We start from the raw sequence: 19,082 nt of genomic DNA, 5'->3' as shown, positions 1-19,082 counted from the left end.
CTCGCTCCAACGTCATTGCCGTTGGAGCGATCCCGGTGACGCATCGGGACGGCAGGGCCGCCCCGATGCGCTATAATCGGCAGCTGTTTTCAGAAATTGAAACTGGCCCCGGCACTGATATTCCGGCCGACGAGGCCTGCATAATGCCAGCTGCTGAGATAGTTCGGATTGCTGGCATAGGCGCCCGATGCCAGCGGCGCACGGGCATTGGTCAGGTTCTGCACGTTGAAGAAGAACCGGAACTGGTCGTTCACCTGCACGCCGGCGTTGAGGTCGACGTAGATGAACGGACGGACGTAGCATTGGTTGGCCTTGTCGCCGTCCGACGGTACGGGCGCCAGCGTATTCTCGCATGAGAGATCGATCACGCCGTTGACGGGGGCAATCTCGTCGGCTGCGACCTGCTTGATCCAATCTAAGTGGTAAGTTGTCGCGTCACGCGATAGTGCGACCCATCGGCGCGTTCGGTCGCGCCGCCCTGTACCGGTCCTTCGACTCCCTCGAAATGCTTCTTGCTGATCAGATTGACCACGCTGCCGATCGCATCCGCGCCATAGGTGGAGGATGCGCCGTCCTTCAACACCTCGATTCGGTCGATGATGCTGAACGGAATCGAATTCAAATCGACATAGGCGTTGTGGCCATCGTCATTGAGCGGGAAGTTCGCCGAGCGCAATCCGTCGATCAGCACCACGGTCGACGAGACGCCGAGGCCGCGCAGCGACACCGCGGCGCCGCCGGCCGAGAAACCGTTGCGGAAGCCGGTCGAGATCGATCCCGCGCTGTCCGCCGATACCGAACGGATCGCGTCCTGTGCGGTGGTGATGTTCGCGCGCTCGAGCGTCTCTGCGCTGAGCACGGTGACCGGCGAGATCGACGTCGCGTTCGAATCGCGGAACAGCGTGCCGGTGACGACGATCTCCGTGCCCTGGCCCGGATCGGACGGTGCGGCCCCGATCGCAGGTTGCTGACCGGGCGCGCCCTGCGCGCCGGTGGGATCGGCGGAAGCCGCATCCGTCGTCGGCGCCTGTTGCGCATAAGCCGGTGCGGCGATCGCCGTCACGAGGGCGGCAGCCGATACGCCATGTCGCACGGCGTAAAACGCGGAATTCACCAATGTCACCAAGCCTACCCCTTTTGACGCTCTCGCGATCCATTTTAGGAGCGGACCGCCGGGAAACGGGCTGGCTGGAAAAATAGAGGCTTCTCCGCCTCTCGCGATGTCGCCGATCGTAACCACAACCAACGAGTGCCTGCCCTAAGCCGACAGGATATTGCGAGTCGTTAGCATATCGACTAGGTCCACTTCGGTATGGCCCGCTACGTCGACATGGAGCAGGGCATGACCGCCGCCGAGCGGCGGCTGCGGCTCTATCTGATGTCGCGCGCCAAGCTGCTCGGGCGCGCCGTCCGGCTCACCGGTGACGGGAGTATCGCGGAGGATCTGCTGCAGGACGCTTGGCTGCGCTTCGACGCCGCCGCGGCCGGTCAGGCGCAGCGTGAGACCCTGCCCTATCTACGCACCGTCGTCGACAATCTCAGCCGCGACTGGCGGCGGCGGCGTTCTGTCCAGTCGTCGCTGTTCGCCGAGAGCGCCGACACGCCGGCCGTCGACGTGCCGAGCCTCGATCCGTCGCCGGAAAGCCAGGCCATCGCCCGTGACGAGCTACGCGCGCTGGCCGCTTTGTTCGAGACGATGCCGGTCCGGATGCGGCGGGCGGTCGAGATGCACCGGATCGAAGGCGCGACGCTGACCCAAATTGCCGAACGGCTCGGGGTGTCGGTGACGACCGCACACGGCCTCGTCGCCGAGGGCGTCGCCCGCTGCCGCACCGCGCTGCGCCAGCCGAAATGACCGCCGCGCGATGTTCGTCGCGCATTATTCTCCGAAAATCCCGACCGCCACTGCGTTTCATATATTAGGCTAATGCGACGCGTTCGCATTAAGGCCGGAACGTGAAATGGGGGTAAGCAAGTGCGAGGAACGGGACGGACCAGCGGCGGACTGCGGGGGCGGTGCGCGGCGATCGTGGTGTGGCGTGCGACATGGCTGGGCGCGACCGCGCTCGCGGGGGTGGTGGCGCCGGGCGTGGCCGCGGCACAGCAGGCCGAGCAGGCACGGGCGCGGGATTTCGCCATCGCCGCCGGGCCGCTGGGCGAGGCGCTGATCGCGTTCGGACAGCAGGCGGGCGTGCAGATCGACGCGCCGGACGACGCAGTCCGGGCGGCGGCATCGCCGGGCGTCAGCGGGCGGCTGACGGCGGAGGCGGCGCTCGCCCGGCTGCTGGCGGGAACCGGCTTCACCGGGCGGCTGCGCGGCGACCGGGTGACGATCGAGCGGCTGCCCGCGCCCGCGACGGCGGACACGATCACCACCGATGCGCTGCGCGTCGAGGGCCAGCAGACCGCCGAGGGCGGCAGCGCGCGCGACGCGCGCGGCTATGACGACATCTACGACCGCGACACGACCACCACCTATATGGGCAAAGACGAGGTCGAGCGGTACAAGGGCGTGACCCCGGCGGACGTGCTCAAGGGCATGCTCGGCGTCTACAGCGGCGACGCGCGCAACGGCGGCGGCATCGATCCGAGCATCCGCGGCATTTCCGGCCCCGGCCGCGTGCCGGTGATCATCGACGGCACCGAACAGGCGCTGACCGTCTGGCGCGGCTATAACGGCGCGAGCAACCGCGCCTATATCGATCCCAATCTGATCGCGGGCATCCAGGTCGCGAAGGGGCCGGTGTCCGAGCGCGGCGTCGACGGATCGAGCGGCGGCGCAGTCGTCGTCCACACGCTCGACGCCACCGATATCCTGCGCAAGGGGCAGACGTTCGGCATCGAAGCCAAGGTGGAAGGCGGCAACAATTCCACCGCGCCGCAGCTCCCCCGGCTCAGCCTCGGGCAGAGCTATCGGGACCTCCCCCTGTTCCCCGGCAATGGGATAACCCCGGGGCTCGTCAATTATCCGGGGGGCGACCCGGCGGTGCGGGTCAAGGCACGCAGCCCCAACGACAATGATCTCATCTCGTTCGGCGACAAGGCGGCGCGCATCGCCGTGGCGGGGCGGCTGGGCGCGATCGATCTGCTCGGCGCCTATGCCTATCGCACCCGTGGCAATTATTTCGCCGGCGAACATGACGCCGGCTATTATTCGCAGGTCGATGCCGATCCCAAGAAGCAAGGCACGTTCATCCAGCGCATGGCGTTCAACTACCGGCCCGGCTACGAGGTCACCAATACCTCGTCGCGGACATCGTCATGGCTGGCCAAAACGGTCTGGCACATCGACGATGCCTCCTACCTGAAGGCCGGGTTCCGCGACACGCGCTCGACCTATGGCGACATCCTGCCGTCGCGCGTGGTCGGCTACGGCAGCCCGGGCATCGGATCGCTCCAGTGGACGCTCGGCCACATCCATTCCCAGGCCTATAACCTCGACTATAAATTGCAGCCGAACCTCTGGTGGCTCGACTTCAAGGCGAGCTTCTGGGACACGCACACGCTCAGCGACACCAACAGCAACGGCGGCTATCCGCAGGCCGCATCCTATACCGACCCGATCCTGCGCGACACCGCGATCCTGCACCAGCGCAACGACCGCTTCGGCGCGATCGCCAGCAACCAGTTTAAATTCGGTTCGCGCTTCGACCTGCTGCTGCAGGGCAACTGGCAACGCGAGGTGCTGCGCCCGACCGGCGAGTCCGCGGTCGCGCGCGGGGCGAGCTATTGCGGCTTCTTCTGCGGCAACAACCGTTCGGGGCGGCGCGGCGAATATCGCATCGACGTGAAGGCCGAATGGCGCCCGGCCAGCTTCCTCAAGCTCGATGCCGGCGTCACCTATGCCGGATTCCACGCCATCGACGACAAGCTTCGCGCAGCGATCGCGGCGGGCGACAAGCTGTTGGTCAGAGGCGTAGCGGGATATGTGAACAAGGTGGGATCGTTCAAGATCCAGAGCAAAGACGATTACCGACGTGACAGATATGGCAACGCCATCTATTGGGGAAAATCGATCGCCGACGCCACCCTGCTGGCCGACACTTTAGCTGCCAACTACAGTCCAAAGCTTAATCAGTGGACCCTTTATTCCTACCTCGATCCATTTTATCCAAATGCGCGAGGCAAGATCACACGATCGCAGATCGACTGTCTGAACGGGGCATATAGCGACAGTTCGCGCTATAGACCGGGTTATTCTGGTCGCAGCGTTTGCGGTATCGATGAGATATTCGCCTTTCGGAACCTTACGATGGCCGATACGCGGCTTTCCGGCCATGACTGGGCGCCGACAGCATCAGCGACAGCCTATCTGAGCGATTCGGCACGCGCTTATGTCCGCTATGCCGAATATTTCCGGTACCCCAGCCTATTCGAAAGCACGTCGGGCTTTTCACAATCGCTCAACGCCGACTATCCATTGAGGCCGGAGCATCTGCATTCGCTCGAGGCCGCCTATATTCAGGACTTGCGTCCGCTGTTCCGGCTCGGCGACGGCCGGAAGGCGGACTTCCGCCTGACCTGGTATCGCAATGTCACGACCGACGTGATCGATCGCAACACGAACCTCCAGTCCTCCAATCTCGACAAGCAGATCCTCTCGGGCATCGAGGCGCAGGCGCGATACGATAACGGCAGCGTGTTCGGCGACATCGGTTATGCCCACGTCTTCACCAATCGCGTCTGCGACGAAACCAGAGCATTGGTAACGGACTCCGGTTCTACTTGGTTCGGCAAGATTCCAGCCTGCGTCAAATATGGCTTCTACCAAGGTTATCTGCTGACGCAGGCCGCGCCGGACGACTCGCTCAATCTGACGCTGGGTGCGCGACTGCTCGATCGTCGACTGGAATTCGGCCCCCGCTTCGTCTGGTATAGCCGGTATAACAACCCGCTGCTCGACACGCTGCTCAACTCCCCCGATCCGGTCCAGGGCTATGCGCTCAACGTTCCCTATGCATGGGGCAGGAACCTGACGGTGGACGCCTATGTCCGCTTCCGCGTCGATGATCGCTTCACCGCCGAGCTCAACGGCACCAATCTGACCGATCATTATTACAGCGACCCGCTCAGCCGCACGCTCAACCCCTCGCCGGGGCGGACGCTGCGTCTCAGCCTGACCGGGAGGCTGTGACATCCGAATTCGGCAGCCGCCGCCGCGCCTGACATGCAAACCCATGGCCGGGCAGCGACTGCCGGATACCCGCATCCGGAATGGCCGGATGCGTTACCAAGCAGGAGACGTATCATGAAAATGACCAACCTCAAGCTCTTCGCCGCCTCCGCCGCATTGGCGATGGCATTCGCCGGCACCGCTCATGCCCAGGACGTTGAAGGCGGCACCAGCGATCGCGACAACAATCGCGTTGGGGTAAGCTCGGCGTTCGGCCCGTCGCACCCAACCGCCGGCAAGGCCGGACTGAGCGCCAAGGCAACGGGGATCAACAACTTCGTCGCCTTTCAGGACCTGAAGGGCAACGGCTCGACCGACCTGAACGGCGTGACGACGATCAACAATCCGACTACCGGCCCCGACGATCATCGCAACCTCGGCCTGTTCCACTTCGCGCAAGTCGGCAACGATGACGTCTGGTTCGGCGAGTGGAGCAGCAATGCCAGCTCGGGCAGCACCGATCATACGGTCTATTATGCCGGCACCACGACCGGCACGACCGTGCCGACCAGCGGCTCGGCGACCTATGCGGTCCGGGGCATCAGCGACTATGCCAACAAGGGTCTGCTGACCGGCACCTTCACCGCGAACTTCGCCTCTGGCTCGTCGGGCACGCTAACCGGCAGCATCGCCAACAGCGCGTCGGGCTATGGGGTGAACATCGGCACCGCCGCGATCGACGGCGTGACCTTCTCCGGTTCCAGTGCGTCAGCAACCCAGTCCGGGACCACGGTTGCTTCGGGCGGTGCGGTCAAAGGCCAATTCTACGGCGCCAACGCCGCAGCGCTGGCTGGTATCGCCACCTTCGGTTCGGCGCGCCAGTATGACACGGCCTTCGGTGGCACGAAGAACTGATCCGATGCGTCGGGGGACGGGGGCCGTCATGGCCTCCGTCCTTGGCCCGCGAGGCGTCGGCATCGCCGGCGCCCTGTTGGCCGCCGCCTGCCCCTCGCCCGCGCTTGCCCAGCAGGCCGGCAGCGGCGACACGCGCCTGCGCCTCGACCAGACCGTCGAGCAGCGCAAGGCCGAGGCCGAAACGCGGGTGCGCGACAAGACCGAGCGGCTCGATCCGACCAGCGTCGAGATCGACGGCACCACCTATGCCGTCGGCCGCAACGCCAGCGACACGGGCGCGGCGCTCTACGTCTCGATCATGCGGCGACGCTGGCCCGACGTGCGTCGCTTCCTCGCCGCCTATCGCGCCCTCCCCGGTCGCGAGGACGGGCTCGTCCTCTACGCCGAAGGCGGCCTTGCGCGCGAGGCGGGCGACATGGCGGGCGCGGAGCGCGCCTATCGCGCGCTCGTCGCCGCGCAGCCCGATTTCCTGCCCGGCCGGCTCGAACTGGCGCGCGTGCTGTTCCTCGACCGCCGCGATCGCGAGGCGGCGCAGGCCTTCGCCGGCGTGCGCAGCGCGCTGCTCGCGCAGGGCGACAAGGCGGCGGGCGTGGTGCGGACGGTCGACACCTTTCTCGCCGCCCTGCGCAAACGGCGCGGCGTGCAGGGCATGGTATCGTTCGGCCCCGAATACAGCTCCAACCTCAACCAGTCGTCGGCGAGCTATACCTGCCTGATCCCCGGCGCCTCGGGCGATTGCCTGTTCGACCGCAAGGTGCCCGATCCGATCGCCGCGCGCGGGATCAATATCGAGGGCAATGCCACGCTGCGCCTGCCGCTCGCCGGCCATGACGGGATCGGCGGCCGGATGCTCGCCTTCGGCGATCTCTTTCCCGGCCACGGCCGCTACAGCCAAACCGCGCTGTCGCTGTACGCGGGCTACGACCGCCGCACCGCCGCTACCGGGCTGGTCCTCGCCCCCTCGTTCGATCTCGGCACGCTGGGGGGCCAGCGGCTCTACGATGCCTGGGGGCTGCACGGCGAATATAGCCGCGGGTTCGGGTCGCGCACGCTCGTCCGGGTCGAGGGCAATTGGCACGACTATCATTACCGGCGCGACGGCTATCGCGATTACGACGGGCGGCAGGCGGATGCGTGGCTGACCGGCTTCCACACGCTGCCGCACGGCTGGACGGTGTTCGGCGGGCCGGATCTGCTCGACAAGCGCGCCGGCGACCGGGTCAACGCCTATCGCCAATATGGCGCGCGGCTCGGGCTCGACCGGACGATCGGCGCGGCGGTCGACCTGCTGCTGACCGCCTCGCTCCGCCGCCGCGACTATGGTGGCTTCAGCCCGCTGCTCGACGCCAGACGCCGCGACGTCGAGCGGAATTACACGATGCTCGCCCGCCTCCCCGGCGCGAAGGTCGCGGGCCTCAGCCCCAGCCTGCTCGTCCAGCACAGCCGCGTCGGCAGCAACGTCGACTGGCTCTATTCCTACCGGCGCACCAGCGTCAGCCTGAGGATGGATCATGTCTTCTGACCTAGCATTCGCGCCGGCGCCGATGGCGACCGGCTGGCCCACCGCCTCCTATGCCGCGCGGCGCCGGCATGGCGAGAATTTGCTCGGGCTCGGCGGCACGGCGCTGGTCTATGTCGTGTTGGCGGCGATCGCGCTCTGGCACTGGGCGGCCCCCTCCACGGCACCGAGCAGTCGGCCGGCGCCCGCGCTGGCCGTGTTCGACGTCCCCCCTGCCGCGCAAGACGCATCCGCGACCGCGCAGGCGACCACCCCGGTGCAGGAGATGCCGCGCCGGACCGAGACGCCGCCGCCGACGCCACCGGTGCCGGTGCCGCTCGTCCAGCTCCCCGCCCCACATCCCGCGCCGGCCGAACCCGCGACGCCCGCGCTGCCCCGCCCGCAGGGGCATAGCGACCAGCCCGCCGACGCCACTACGCCGGCCAGCGCCGCTCCTGCCGCCGCGCAACCCACATCGGGGCGAACCGCCGCGGCGGAGCGCGCGGCGCGGGCCAATTGGCAGGGCGACATCCTCGCGCATCTCCGGCCGCTGCTGCGCTATCCCCGCGTCGCCGAACGCGACGGGCAGCAGGGCGTGGCACTGGTCGCGATCGGCGTCGATCGTCAGGGCATCGTCCGTTCGGCGCGGATCGTGCGCGGCAGCGGCTATCCGTCGCTCGATGGCGAAGCGCTGGCGACCATCAGGCGCGGCTCGCCCCTGCCCGCGCCGACGCCCGATATTCCGGGCGATCCGGTCTCGGTCGAACTGCCGATCCAGTTCAGCCTGCGGGGCTGACCCCATCGTTCACGTGCGATGGATTTGTCTGAATTAGCCATAGCTCAAGCGCGGTCATCCACGCGCCACGCCGTCGATGGTGAAGCCGGACAGCAGCAGCCCCAGCGGCATGACCAGCCGAACCTAGCCACCCTGCGCGGGACATGACCACCCGATCTCCATACGTTAGCTCGCATACACCGCTCGCTTCACATGAATCAGCCCGAACAGGCCCTTCTGCGACATTTTTACCAATGCGCTAGGACATTCGCCTGTAAATTCTCATTTGTCGTATAAATGCGTTTTTAAGTGGATTAGGCGGCGCCCCGAGACGTTCGCGACGGGCCGAGCACGACGTCTGCAAGTCAGGCGCGGCGGTATCGCCGCGGCCGGATCGGCTGGAGAGAGAATGATGACGGGTTCGATGGTGCGCACGCGCTTGGGTCGCGACAAGGGCTTCCACACGACGGTATCGCTGCTGGCGATCGCTCTGGCCGGCCCGGCCGCACAGGCGCAGACGGCGCCATCGCAGGACGCTCCCGCGCCCGTCGCAGCGGCCGAAGCGCAGCAGAACAGCGGCACCGCCGCCCCGAGCGGCGATCAGGGACAGGCCGTCGACCCCAGCCCCACCACGCCTTCGGCCGGCGATGACATCGTTGTCACGGGTGTCCGCGCCAGCCTTCAGTCGGCGCAGAACATCAAGCGCAACGCGGCGCAGATCGTCGATTCGATCGTCGCGGAAGACATCGGCAAGCTGCCCGACCGCAATATCGCCGAGGCCTTGCAGCGTATCTCCGGCGTCCAGATCCAGCGCGCGTTCGGCGAGGGCAGTTCGGTCGCTATCCGCGGCCTGACCCAGGTCCGCACCGAGCTCAACGGCCGCGACATCTTCACCGCCAGCGGATCGAGCAATTCGCTCAGCCTCGAAGACGTGCCGTCCGAGCTGCTCGCCGGCATCGACGTCTACAAGAATCCGTCGGCGGACCTGATCGAGGATCAGCTCAGCGGCACGATCAACTTCCGCACCCGCAAGCCGTTCGACTTCGACGGTGCCAAGGCGTCCGCGTCGGTGACCAACACCTATTACGATCTCGCACGCCGGAGCAAGCCGGCGGCGTCGCTGCTGCTCAGCGATCGCTGGTCGACCGGCATCGGCGAGATCGGCATCCTCGCCAGCGCCTCCTATCAGAAGACCGCCTTCCGCCAGGACACGATCTCGACCGAGCCGTTCTACACGCTCGATCCGACCAACGCCGGCGATGCCGCGACGCTGGCGACGCTCGGCCGCACCGGCCAGACGACGACGCTGCCGCACGGCACCGGCATCGGCGAAGTGCCCGGCGACCGCCGCCGCTTCGGTGTCGACGTTTCGCTGCAATGGCGGCCGTCCGACACGCTCGAATTCACCGGCGAATATTTCCGCAACGATTACAAGCTGCGCTCCTACGGCTACAGCTATTTCGCCTATACCAGCGGCGTCGCGATCACGCCGCAAGCGGGTGCGCCATTCACTTATGCACCCAACGGCGATTTCCAGAGCGGCACCTTCGTCAACGTGCCGATCGGCAACAACACCTCGATCGGCGCGCGCCATTCGGTGACCACCGATTATTCGCTCAACGCTAAATGGCGGCCGACACCCAATCTGACGATCACCGCCGACGGCCAGTACGTCGATTCGAAGACGAACAATCTCAATTCGATCGTCGGCCTGAGCGGCACCGCGACGACGCTGACCCAGGATATCCGCGGCGACATCCCGTCGTTCCAGATCACCTCGGCGGCGGGGCTCGCCAGCCCGGCGACCTACAGCAACGGCTTCTACCTCGACAATCTCAACAATTCGAAGGGCACCGACAAGGTCGGCCGGCTCGACGGCGAATATCGCTTCGACGGCGGCATCCTCAGCTCGATCAAGGCCGGCATCCGCTACGCCGATCGCCGCAACCGCACCAACGATACCGGCTATCGCTACACCGGGCTGACCGGACCGGCGGGCAATCTCCGCTACGTCGACCTCGGCGACTTCTTCCGTGGCGACGCAAATCTGTTCGGCGACATCCAGGCCTTCTCGCTGCCGACGGTGCTGAACTACGATGCGACGCGGGCGACGCTCGGCATCACCTCGACGCCGACCTTCCAGCCCAGCGGCACCAATACGCAGGCGCAGAAGACCTATACGGGCTATCTCGCCGCCTTCTTCAAGGCGGACGCGCTGCCGGTGCCGATCGACGGCAACGTCGGCGTCCGCGTCGTCCGCACCAAGGTGGCGGTGACCGGCTTCTACCAGCAGATCGACCTGATCACCGCGCCGGACGGCACGCAGCAGACCGCCGCGCCGACCTTCACGGCAAACGACCAGAGCAACGATTACACGTCCGTGCTGCCGAGCCTCAACCTGCGCGCGCATCTCACCGAGCGGCTGCAACTGCGGTTCGCCGCATCGAAGAACATCTCGCGCCCGAACTTCAACCAGCTCAACCCGACGCTGACGATCACCGAGCCCGGCACCGCACAGATCGACCAGCAGCATACCACCTCGACCGGCAATCCCTTCCTGAAGCCAATGCGGTCGAGCAACCTCGACGCCTCGCTCGAATGGTATTTCGCGCGGACCGGGTCGGTGAGCGTCGCCGGCTTCTACAAGAACATCTCCAACTACATCCAGACGGTGATCGTGCCGCGTAGCGTCACCTTCACCGACGGCGTCACCGCGCTCTACGACGTGACGACCTACGACAATGCCAGCAAGGCCAAGGTGAAGGGCGCGGAGATCGCCTATCAGCAATTCTTCGACTTCCTCCCCGGCGCGCTGAGCGGCCTCGGCATGCAGGCGAACTTCACCTACGTCGACTCCGAGGCGCCGAGCCCGGCCAGCCAGGGGCCGGTGACGCAATTGCCGCTGGAGGGCCTGTCAAAGTACAATTACAATCTGGTCGGCATCTATGAGCACGGCCTGATCTCGGCGCGCGTTGCCTACAATTGGCGCAACAAATTTCTGGTGACGACCTCGGCCAACGGCACGGGCAATCTGCCCATCTTCCAGAAATCGTCCGGGCAGCTCGACGCGTCGATCACCGCCAACGTGACGCCTCATCTGTCGCTGACACTCAACGGCACCAATCTCACCAATACGGTGCGGTCGACCTATTACGGCATCACCACCCGCCCGCGCGATTCCATCATGAGCGACCGGCAGATCGCCGGCGTTGCGCGCATCACTTTCTGACCGTCGACGGCGCCGGACCGTCGTGTCCGGCGCCGATTACCGCGCCGCGCCTGCCGTCACGCGCGTCATCGCCAGCGCGGCGAGCAGCAACGCGCCGGCGGCGAAGGCGAGCGTCCAGATCGGCTCGGTCGGGAAGAAGTGCTTGGTGATCGACCCCATCACCGTCGCGACCAGCAACTGCGGCACAACGACGAAGACGTTGAACAATCCCATATAGATGCCGAGCTTGCGCTGCGGCAGGCTGGAGGCGAGAATCGCATAGGGCATGGCGAGGATCGACGCCCAGGCGATGCCGATGCCGATCTCGCTCGCCAGCAGCCATCTCGGATCGCGGATGACGAAGAAGCTCGCGAAGCCCGCTGCGCCGCACAGCAGCCCGACGATATGCGTGCGCGCCTGTCCGATCCGCCGCGCCAGCAGCGGCAGCAGCGTCAGCGCCGCCACCGCGGCGATGCCGTTATAGGCGGCGAACAGCACGTCGACCCAATTGGCTCCCGCCTGATAGAGCGGGCTGTGCGCGTCGGGCGCGCCGTAGAAGGCGCCGGCGACGATTGGCGTGGTGTTGATCCACATGATGAACAACGCCGACCAGCTGAAGAATTGGGCGACCGCCAGCCGCTTCATCAGCACCGGCATGCCGCCGAAATCGCCGACGATATGGCCGAGCATGTCGACCGGCCGTCCGTCGCGCGCGCGCAGGATGGCGAGGATGCTCGCCAGTCCATAAGCGATCAGCAGGCCGCCGAGCAGATACACTTCCTTTTCGAGGCCCAGCGCCGCGACGCCGGCGACGACGATCGCGCCCGCCGCGATCCACACGCTGCTGCCGGTCAGCCGGCGCGCAGCGAGTGTGCGCGTCACCTGCGCCTGATCCTCGGCATCGGCCTCGCCGTGGAATCCCGCCATCTCCGCGGGCGAATATTCGCGCGTAGTCAGCACCGTCCACAGCACCGCGAGGAACAGCGCGGCGCCCCCGAACCAGAAGGCGAAGCGCACCGTATCGGGGATGCCGCCGCTCGCCGCGACGTTCGATACGCCGAGGTGTTCGAGCAGCCACGGGAAAATCGACCCGAACACCGCGCCCGCACCGATGAAGGCGGTCTGCACCGCATAGCCGGCGGCATGCTGGTCCTTGTCGAGCATATCGCCGACGAAGGCGCGGAACGGCTCCATCGAGACGTTGAGCGACGCATCGAGCAGCCAGAGCAGCAACGCCGCCATCAGCAGCCCCGGACTCTCGGGCATCAGCAGCAGCGCGATCGCGGCGAGGATCGCGCCGGCGAGGAAATAGGGCCGCCGCCGGCCGAGACGGCCGAGCCAGGTGCGGTCGCTGAGGTGGCCGATCACCGGCTGCACCAGCAGTCCGGTGAGCGGCGCCGCGACCCACAGCGCCGGCAGATCGTCGAGGCTGGTGCCGAGCGATTGGAAGATGCGGCTCATGTTCGCGTTCTGGAGCGCGAAGCCGATCTGGATGCCGAAAAAGCCGAACGAGATGTTCCAGAGACCCGCCCAGCTCTGCCGCGGCCGTGCGACGGCGGTCACGCGGCGCGCCGGTAAATCGCGGGGACATGAGGTAGAGTCGATGCTGGCCTCGCACGCTCTCGCACCCCGCCGTCACCCCGGCCCTGCGCCGGGGTCCCGCTTCTTGCTGCACGACGCCAAGAGGAAGCGGGATGCCGGATCAAGTCCGGCATGACGAACGATGTGGGAACCGCTGCGACACCCGATCGGCCATAGGCGATGCCGCGGCTATACGGGGCCGGGCAACCGGCCTCGCCAAACCTCCCGTCCCCCCGGTGAGCAACGCTTTCCGCGCCTGCGGACCGGTGGATGCCGAAACAAGTCCGGCATGACGGCGTGGGTTCGGCAACGATCGCGCGCCTCGGCCCCCGGCGGATCACCGCCGCCGCGCCTTGCCGGCGGCGACGAAGCGGATCGCCTGTCCGCCGCCCGGCGCCAGCGCGAGCGACAGCGTGTCGCCCTTCTTCACGCTGCGCTTCTCGATCGCGATCGCATGGCGCGCCGACGTCCGGTAATCCGCGCCCGCGCCGTCGCGATACACTTCTGCGGTATAGCTACGCCCGGAATCAAGGAAGTTAAGGGCGACGGTCAGCGTGCGCGGCGCCTCGTTGGTGATGCTGCCGAGATACCAATCTTCGCCGGCGCGGTCCTTGCGCGCCACCGTCACGTACTCGCCGACCTCGCCGTTGAGCACGCGCGTCTCCGACCAGTCGACCGGCACGTCGCGGATGAACTGGAAGGCGTCCATATGCTTGGCGTAATTCTCGGGCGTATCCGCCGCCATCGTCACCGGCGAATAGATCACGACGTACAGCGCGAGCTGCTTCGCCTCGGTCGACAGCAACGGGCTGCCGCCCGACCCTTCGAGGCTCAGCACGCCGGGGGTGAAGTCCATCGGGCCGCCGAGCCATTGCGTGAAGAACATATTGGCTTCGTGGCTGGGCGGGTTCTTGCCCGGCCAGGCGTTATATTCCATCCCGCGGCCACCCTCGCGGCTCAGCCAGTTGGGATAGGTGCGGCGCAGGCCGGTATCCTTGATCGGCTCGTGGCTGTCGATGCCGACCTTGTATTTGGCGGCGGTCTGGACGACGCGCAGATAGTGGTTCGCCATCCACTGGCCCTCGTGCCATTCGCGCTTCTTCGTGCCGTCGGCGTCGACGCGCTCGATCTGGCCGGCATCGGTGACATAGCCGGTCTTGATGACCGGAATGCCGTGGTCGCGTGCATAGGAGAAGGCGCGGTCGAGCTGCGCGTCATAATGGCTCGCCGAGCCGCCGGTCTCGTTATGGCCGACCAGATAGACGCCCTTCGCCCTGGCGTAGCGATACAGTTCCGCCGCGTCGAAATCGGGGGTCGGCTGGTCGAACTGCATCTCGTTGCCATTGCCGAACCAGTCGCCGTTCCAGCCGACGTTCCAGCCCTCGACCAATACGCCGGGGATGCGGTTGGCGGCGGCGAAGTCGATATAGGTCTTGACGTTGGCGGTGGTCGCACCGTGCTTGGGACCGGTCGCCCAGGTCCAGTCGCCCTTGATCATATTCCACCAGACGCCGACGAACTTGCCCGGCTTGATCCAGCTGACGTCGCCGAGCTTGTTCGGCTCGTTGAGGTTGAGCTCGAGGTGGCTCATGTACAGGCCGGGCGCATCGTCCGACAGGATCACCGTCCGCCACGGCGAGGTGAAGGGTGCGGTCCGCACGACCTTGGGCGCGCCGGCGCCGGGGGTCAGCGCCGCCTTGAACGTATTGCCCTCGCTGCGCGCCAGATTCATTGCGGCATAATCGATCAGCGCCGCCTCGTGCACCGCAGCGTGCGTGCCGTCGGCGAGCTTGACCGTCATCACAGTCTGCGCGGTGCCGACCGCGTCGAGCGGGGTCTTCTCGTAGAGATATTCCTCGCGATTCCACTGGAGCGCAGGCTTCCACCATGCCGTGCCGTTCTGCGCGAAGGCGAATTCGGTCAGCTCGTCGGCGATGTTCGCCTGATGCAGATTGGGCTGGTCTGGGAAACTGTAGCGGAAGCCGATGCCGTCGTCGAAGATGCGGAAGGTGACGTCCATCTCGCGCTTCAGCCCGGTCTTCTCGCGGAAGCGGAGGGCGAGCTCATTATGGCGATCGCGGATCGTCTTCCATTCGCCGAACGGCTGCGTCCAGCTGCTGTCCGCCGACGACGCCGTCTTGCCGATCAGTTCGAGGTTGCGCTCGATCTTCGGTGCATCGGTGAACATGACGCCGAGCTTGCCGGGGTTGAGCACCGGCTTGCCCTTGCGCGTGACCGCATAGGTCGGACGGCCGTCGTTATCGAGCGCGATCGTCACCACCAATGATTTGTCGGGCGAGGTCGCGGTCGCCGCCGGCTGGGCAGCGACGGTCGGGATCTGGGCAACGCCATTGGCGTCGGTCTGCGCGATCGCCGTGCTGCTGAGCAGCGCCAGCGCGAGGGCGCCCCCGATCGTGTAATGCTTCATCATGCCTCTCCCATTTTGGTGGCGATCAGTGCGCCATATCCGTCGAAATGCCAGCCCTGCATCGCGTTTTCGACGACCGGCCGCCACGCGTCTGGCTGCTCGGGCGCCCAGCGCTGCGGCTCGGGCGACAGGTTGAACACGCAGAGCATCGTCTCGTCCGCAGCGCGACGCTCGATCGCGAGCATCGCCGCGTCCGCCGCGACGACGCGGATGTCGCCGGTCAGCAGCGCGGGGTGCCGCTTGCGCAGCGCCAGCGTTTCGCGCGTCCAGTGCAGCAGGGCATGCGGATCGCGCTCCTGCCGGTCGACCGCCAGCGCGGCATGATCGGCACCGACCGGCAGCCACGGTCGGGCGGTCGAGAAGCCCAGATTGGCGGCATCGCTGCGCCACGCCATCGGCGTGCGCGCGCCGTCGCGCGACAGCGTCTGCGGCCAGTTGGCGATCGCCTCGGGGTCCTGAAGATCCTCGAACGGCACCGCGACCTGGGTCAGGCCGAGTTCCTCGCCGTAATAGAGGAAGATATTGCCGCGCAGGCTGGCCAGCAGCAGCATCTTCATCCGCGCAAAGGCGCGAGGATCGCCCTGCCCCGCCCAGCGCGAGATCGCCCGCGGCGCGTCGTGATTCTCGAACGCCCAGCTCGGCCAGCCGACGCCGTCCTGCTCGGGCCATTTGTCGATCGCGTCCGCGACGATCCCCGGCGTCAGTGTCGGCGCATAGAGGAAGTCGAAGCCATAAGCGCTGTGAAGGCGACGCCCTTCCGCGGTGAACAGCTTCATCTCGCGATCGCTGTCCGCACCGCCGACCTCGGCGACGGTGAAGCGCGCGTCATAGCTGTCGAACAAAGCCCGCACGCGCTCCAGAAACCCGGGAATGGCATCGTGGCTCTGATTGTATTGGTGCAGCTGGAAATCGAACGGACGCGTGCGCGGGATGCCGTCGTCGAGCGGCGCGGGCGGATTGTCGCGCAGATCGGGGTCGAACATCATGAAGTTGATCGCGTCGATGCGGAAGCCGTCGACGCCGCGCTCCAGCCAGAAGCGGGCGACGTCTAGGAAGGCCTGTTGCACCGCCGGATGGTGGCCGTTGACCTGCGGCTGCTCCTTCAGGAAATTGTGCATGTAATATTGGCCGCGGCGCGCGTCCCAGGTCCAGGCCGGACCGCCGAACACCGATTGCCAATTGTTGGGCGGCGACCCCTCGGGCTGCGGATCGCGCCAGACGTACCAGTCGGCCTTGGGATTGTCACGGCTCGACCGGCTCTCGACGAACCAGGGATGCTGGTTGCTGGTATGCGCCCAGACCTGATCGACGATCACCTTGAGACCCAGTGCATGCGCGCGCACGACCAATGCGTCGAAATCGGCGATCGTGCCGAAGATCGGATCGACGTCGCAATAGTCCGACACGTCATAGCCGAAATCGGCCATCGGCGAGCGGAAGAAGGGCGACAGCCAGATCGCCTCGACGCCAAGGCTGGCGACGTGATCGAGATGCGCGGTGATGCCCGGCAGATCGCCGATGCCGTCGCCGTTGGAGTCCGCGAAACTGCGCGGATAGATCTGGTAGATGGTCGCGCCGTGCCACCACGGGCGGTCAGTCAGGGTCATTGGGTCGCCTTCAGGGCACAGACGGCATAGCCGAGGGGAGGAAGCGTGATCGTCAGGCTGCCGGGCGCGGCGACCGCACCGCAGCCGCTGCCGGAGAGCGTGGTCGCGCCGGTCGCGCCGATGCCGACCTCGACCTGACGGGTGAGCGGCGTCGTCGCGGTATTGAAGGCGAGCAGCACCTCCGCGCCGCTGTCCGGATCGAAACGGGAGATGGCGAGCAGGCCCGGCGTCTCCTCGCGGGCGCGCAGCTGCTGGCGACCGCGGGTTAGCGCCGGGGTGGCCAGACGCAACTTCGCCAGCGCGGCCGTCTGTTTGAACAGCGGATTGTCCTGCCCGAAATGCGCCGTCGCGTTGGTGGTGTTGGTGCCGAGCAGGCGGTTGTCGTTATAGACCGCGACCTTGCTTGCGAACATGTCCTCGCGCGCATCCTGATCGTTGCCGTCGCTGACGAACCCCTGTTCGTCCCCCGAATAGATCGTCGGTACGCCGCGCAGCGTCAGCAGCATCGCGTTGGACAGCATGACGCGCGCCATAACCTCGGCGTCGCTCGCCTGCGGGAAGGCCTTGCGGACGAAGGTCGAGAAGCGGCCGTCGTCGTGATTGCCGGTGAAGGTCGGCAATTGCACCGCGGTGTCGAAGCCCTTGGCATAGAGCGCATCGCCGTCGAACAGAGCCTCGAACGCGTCGGTGCCACGCGTGCCGGCGACCGTCTCGACCACCGCCTGCCGGAAGGAGAAGTCGAGCACCGCGGGCAGTTTGTCGACGATCGTATGCTGCGCGAGCACCGCCGGCCGCACCTCGTGATCCGACACCTCGCCGAAGATGTGGAAATTGGGAATGCCCTTCGCCTTCGCGCGCGCCTGCATGGCGGGGACGAATTCGGTCCAGAATTCCGGGTTGACGTGGCGCGCGGTGTCGATGCGGAAGCCGTCGATCCCGAACCGGTCGATCCAGCCGCCGAAGATGTCGATCATCCCCGCGACGACCTTGGGGTTCTCGGTCATCAAATCGTCGAGGCCGACGAAATCACCCATCGTCGAACTCTCGTTGCGATAGGTCGTGTCGCCGCGATTGTGGTAGAGCGTGACGTCGTTGAGCCATGCCGGCACCTTCACCGTCTTTTCGGCGGCGGGGACGAAGGGCGTATAGGCATAGGCCGGATCGGTCAGGCGCGCGAAATTCTCCGGCGTGCGGACGTCGTCGCCGGCGAAACCCGGATTGATCGGCTTGCCGTTGATGCCGAGCCGGCGCTGATAGGGATAATCGGCGCGGCTGCGATACGGGCATTCGCGCTTTGCCTGGCATTCGCGATACTGGATCACGTCGGCGGTGTGGTTGATGATGATGTCCATATAGACCTTCATCCCGCGCGCATGCGCCGCCGCGACCAAAGCGGCGAAATCGGCGTTGGTGCCGAGATGCGGATCGACCTGCGTGAAGTCGGTGATCCAATAGCCGTGATAGCCCGCCGATTGCTGGCCGGGGCCGCCCTGTACCGGCTTGTTCTTGAAGATCGGCCCGACCCACAGGGCCGTCGCACCGAGCGACTGGATATAGTCGAGCCGCCGCGTCAGCCCCTTGAGGTCGCCGCCGTGATAGAAGCCTTTCGCCGTCGGATCGAAGCCGGTGACGAGCGGCCCGCCCGTGAGGCCGCCGCGATCGTTGGCGGTGTCGCCATTCTCGAACCGGTCGGGGAGCAGGAAATAGATCACCTCGTCCTGCGGCAACCGCGCGCGATAATCGGCGGTCTGCGCGGACACGGCGGGGGCCGCGAACAGCAGCGCGAGCGCGGTCGCGGTTCGTGTGGCGAGCTTCAGCATGCATCCCCCGGCATCGTCGTGCGCCCGATCCATCGCCGGCCGCATCCGGGGCCGTTGTGCGGACGCAGGCGCGCCAAGCCAAGCATAGGGCATACGTATTCACTGACGCTATCCCGCCCCGTCGCACTGATGTAGAT

General features: G+C 66.4%; 11 protein-coding genes and 1 pseudogene. 6 read left to right on the top strand and 6 right to left on the bottom strand.

Annotated elements, in window-relative coordinates; all coding sequences use genetic code 11:
• Positions 1-89: 89 nt before the first annotated feature.
• Entirely contained in the window at positions 90-368 is a 279-nt protein-coding gene (locus AC07U4_RS01380) for a hypothetical protein (protein ID WP_495194172.1), read from the bottom strand.
• A 65-nt stretch (positions 369-433) separates the two neighbouring features.
• Positions 434-1,093 (bottom strand): annotated as a pseudogene (locus tag AC07U4_RS01375) (TonB-dependent receptor plug domain-containing protein); the annotation flags it as partial.
• A 219-nt stretch (positions 1,094-1,312) separates the two neighbouring features.
• On the opposite strand from AC07U4_RS01375, the gene AC07U4_RS01370 reads away from it, so the two are divergent.
• From AC07U4_RS01370 to AC07U4_RS01345, 6 genes are all read left to right on the top strand, one after another.
• Entirely contained in the window at positions 1,313-1,855 is a 543-nt protein-coding gene (locus AC07U4_RS01370; protein WP_495180385.1) for a sigma-70 family RNA polymerase sigma factor, read from the top strand.
• A 177-nt stretch (positions 1,856-2,032) separates the two neighbouring features.
• A complete protein-coding gene (locus tag AC07U4_RS01365; protein WP_495194171.1) occupies positions 2,033-5,134 on the top strand; it encodes a TonB-dependent receptor domain-containing protein in 3,102 nt (1,033 codons plus the stop codon).
• A gap of 114 nt (positions 5,135-5,248) precedes the next feature.
• Positions 5,249-6,028, top strand: a complete 780-nt coding sequence (locus tag AC07U4_RS01360; RefSeq protein ID WP_495194170.1) for a Slam-dependent surface lipoprotein — start codon at positions 5,249-5,251, stop codon at positions 6,026-6,028.
• Between the two features lie 28 nt (positions 6,029-6,056).
• On the top strand, positions 6,057-7,550 hold the full coding sequence (locus tag AC07U4_RS01355; RefSeq protein ID WP_495194169.1) for a surface lipoprotein assembly modifier: 1,494 nt from the start codon (positions 6,057-6,059) through the stop codon (positions 7,548-7,550).
• The gene (locus AC07U4_RS01350) at positions 7,540-8,322 is read left to right on the top strand and encodes an energy transducer TonB (protein WP_495194168.1); all 783 of its coding nucleotides are present in this window, start codon (positions 7,540-7,542) and stop codon (positions 8,320-8,322) included. Before AC07U4_RS01355 ends, AC07U4_RS01350 begins: the two co-directional genes overlap by 11 nt.
• A 391-nt stretch (positions 8,323-8,713) precedes the next feature.
• Positions 8,714-11,530, top strand: coding sequence for a TonB-dependent receptor (locus AC07U4_RS01345; RefSeq protein WP_495194167.1), 2,817 nt, complete (start codon positions 8,714-8,716; stop codon positions 11,528-11,530).
• A gap of 36 nt (positions 11,531-11,566) precedes the next feature.
• Here the strand turns inward: AC07U4_RS01345 and AC07U4_RS01340 are convergent, their stop codons facing one another.
• From AC07U4_RS01340 to AC07U4_RS01325, 4 genes are all read right to left on the bottom strand, one after another.
• On the bottom strand, positions 11,567-13,072 hold the full coding sequence (locus AC07U4_RS01340) for an MFS transporter (RefSeq protein ID WP_495194166.1): 1,506 nt from the start codon (positions 13,070-13,072) through the stop codon (positions 11,567-11,569).
• Positions 13,073-13,427: 355 nt separating this feature from the next.
• On the bottom strand, positions 13,428-15,518 hold the full coding sequence (locus AC07U4_RS01335; protein ID WP_495194990.1) for a glycoside hydrolase family 97 protein: 2,091 nt from the start codon (positions 15,516-15,518) through the stop codon (positions 13,428-13,430).
• On the bottom strand, positions 15,518-17,125 hold the full coding sequence (locus tag AC07U4_RS01330; protein ID WP_495194165.1) for an alpha-glucosidase: 1,608 nt from the start codon (positions 17,123-17,125) through the stop codon (positions 15,518-15,520). Before AC07U4_RS01330 ends, AC07U4_RS01335 begins: the two co-directional genes overlap by 1 nt.
• On the bottom strand, positions 17,122-18,945 hold the full coding sequence (locus AC07U4_RS01325; protein WP_495194164.1) for an alpha-amylase family glycosyl hydrolase: 1,824 nt from the start codon (positions 18,943-18,945) through the stop codon (positions 17,122-17,124). The genes AC07U4_RS01330 and AC07U4_RS01325 overlap by 4 nt, the downstream gene beginning before the upstream one ends.
• Between the last annotated feature and the right edge of the window lie 137 nt (positions 18,946-19,082).

Source organism: Sphingomonas sp. GW821-FHT02B09 (assembly GCF_059421875.1).
Note: the sequence above shows the minus strand (reverse complement) of the source record. Positions and strands in the feature narration are given on the sequence as shown.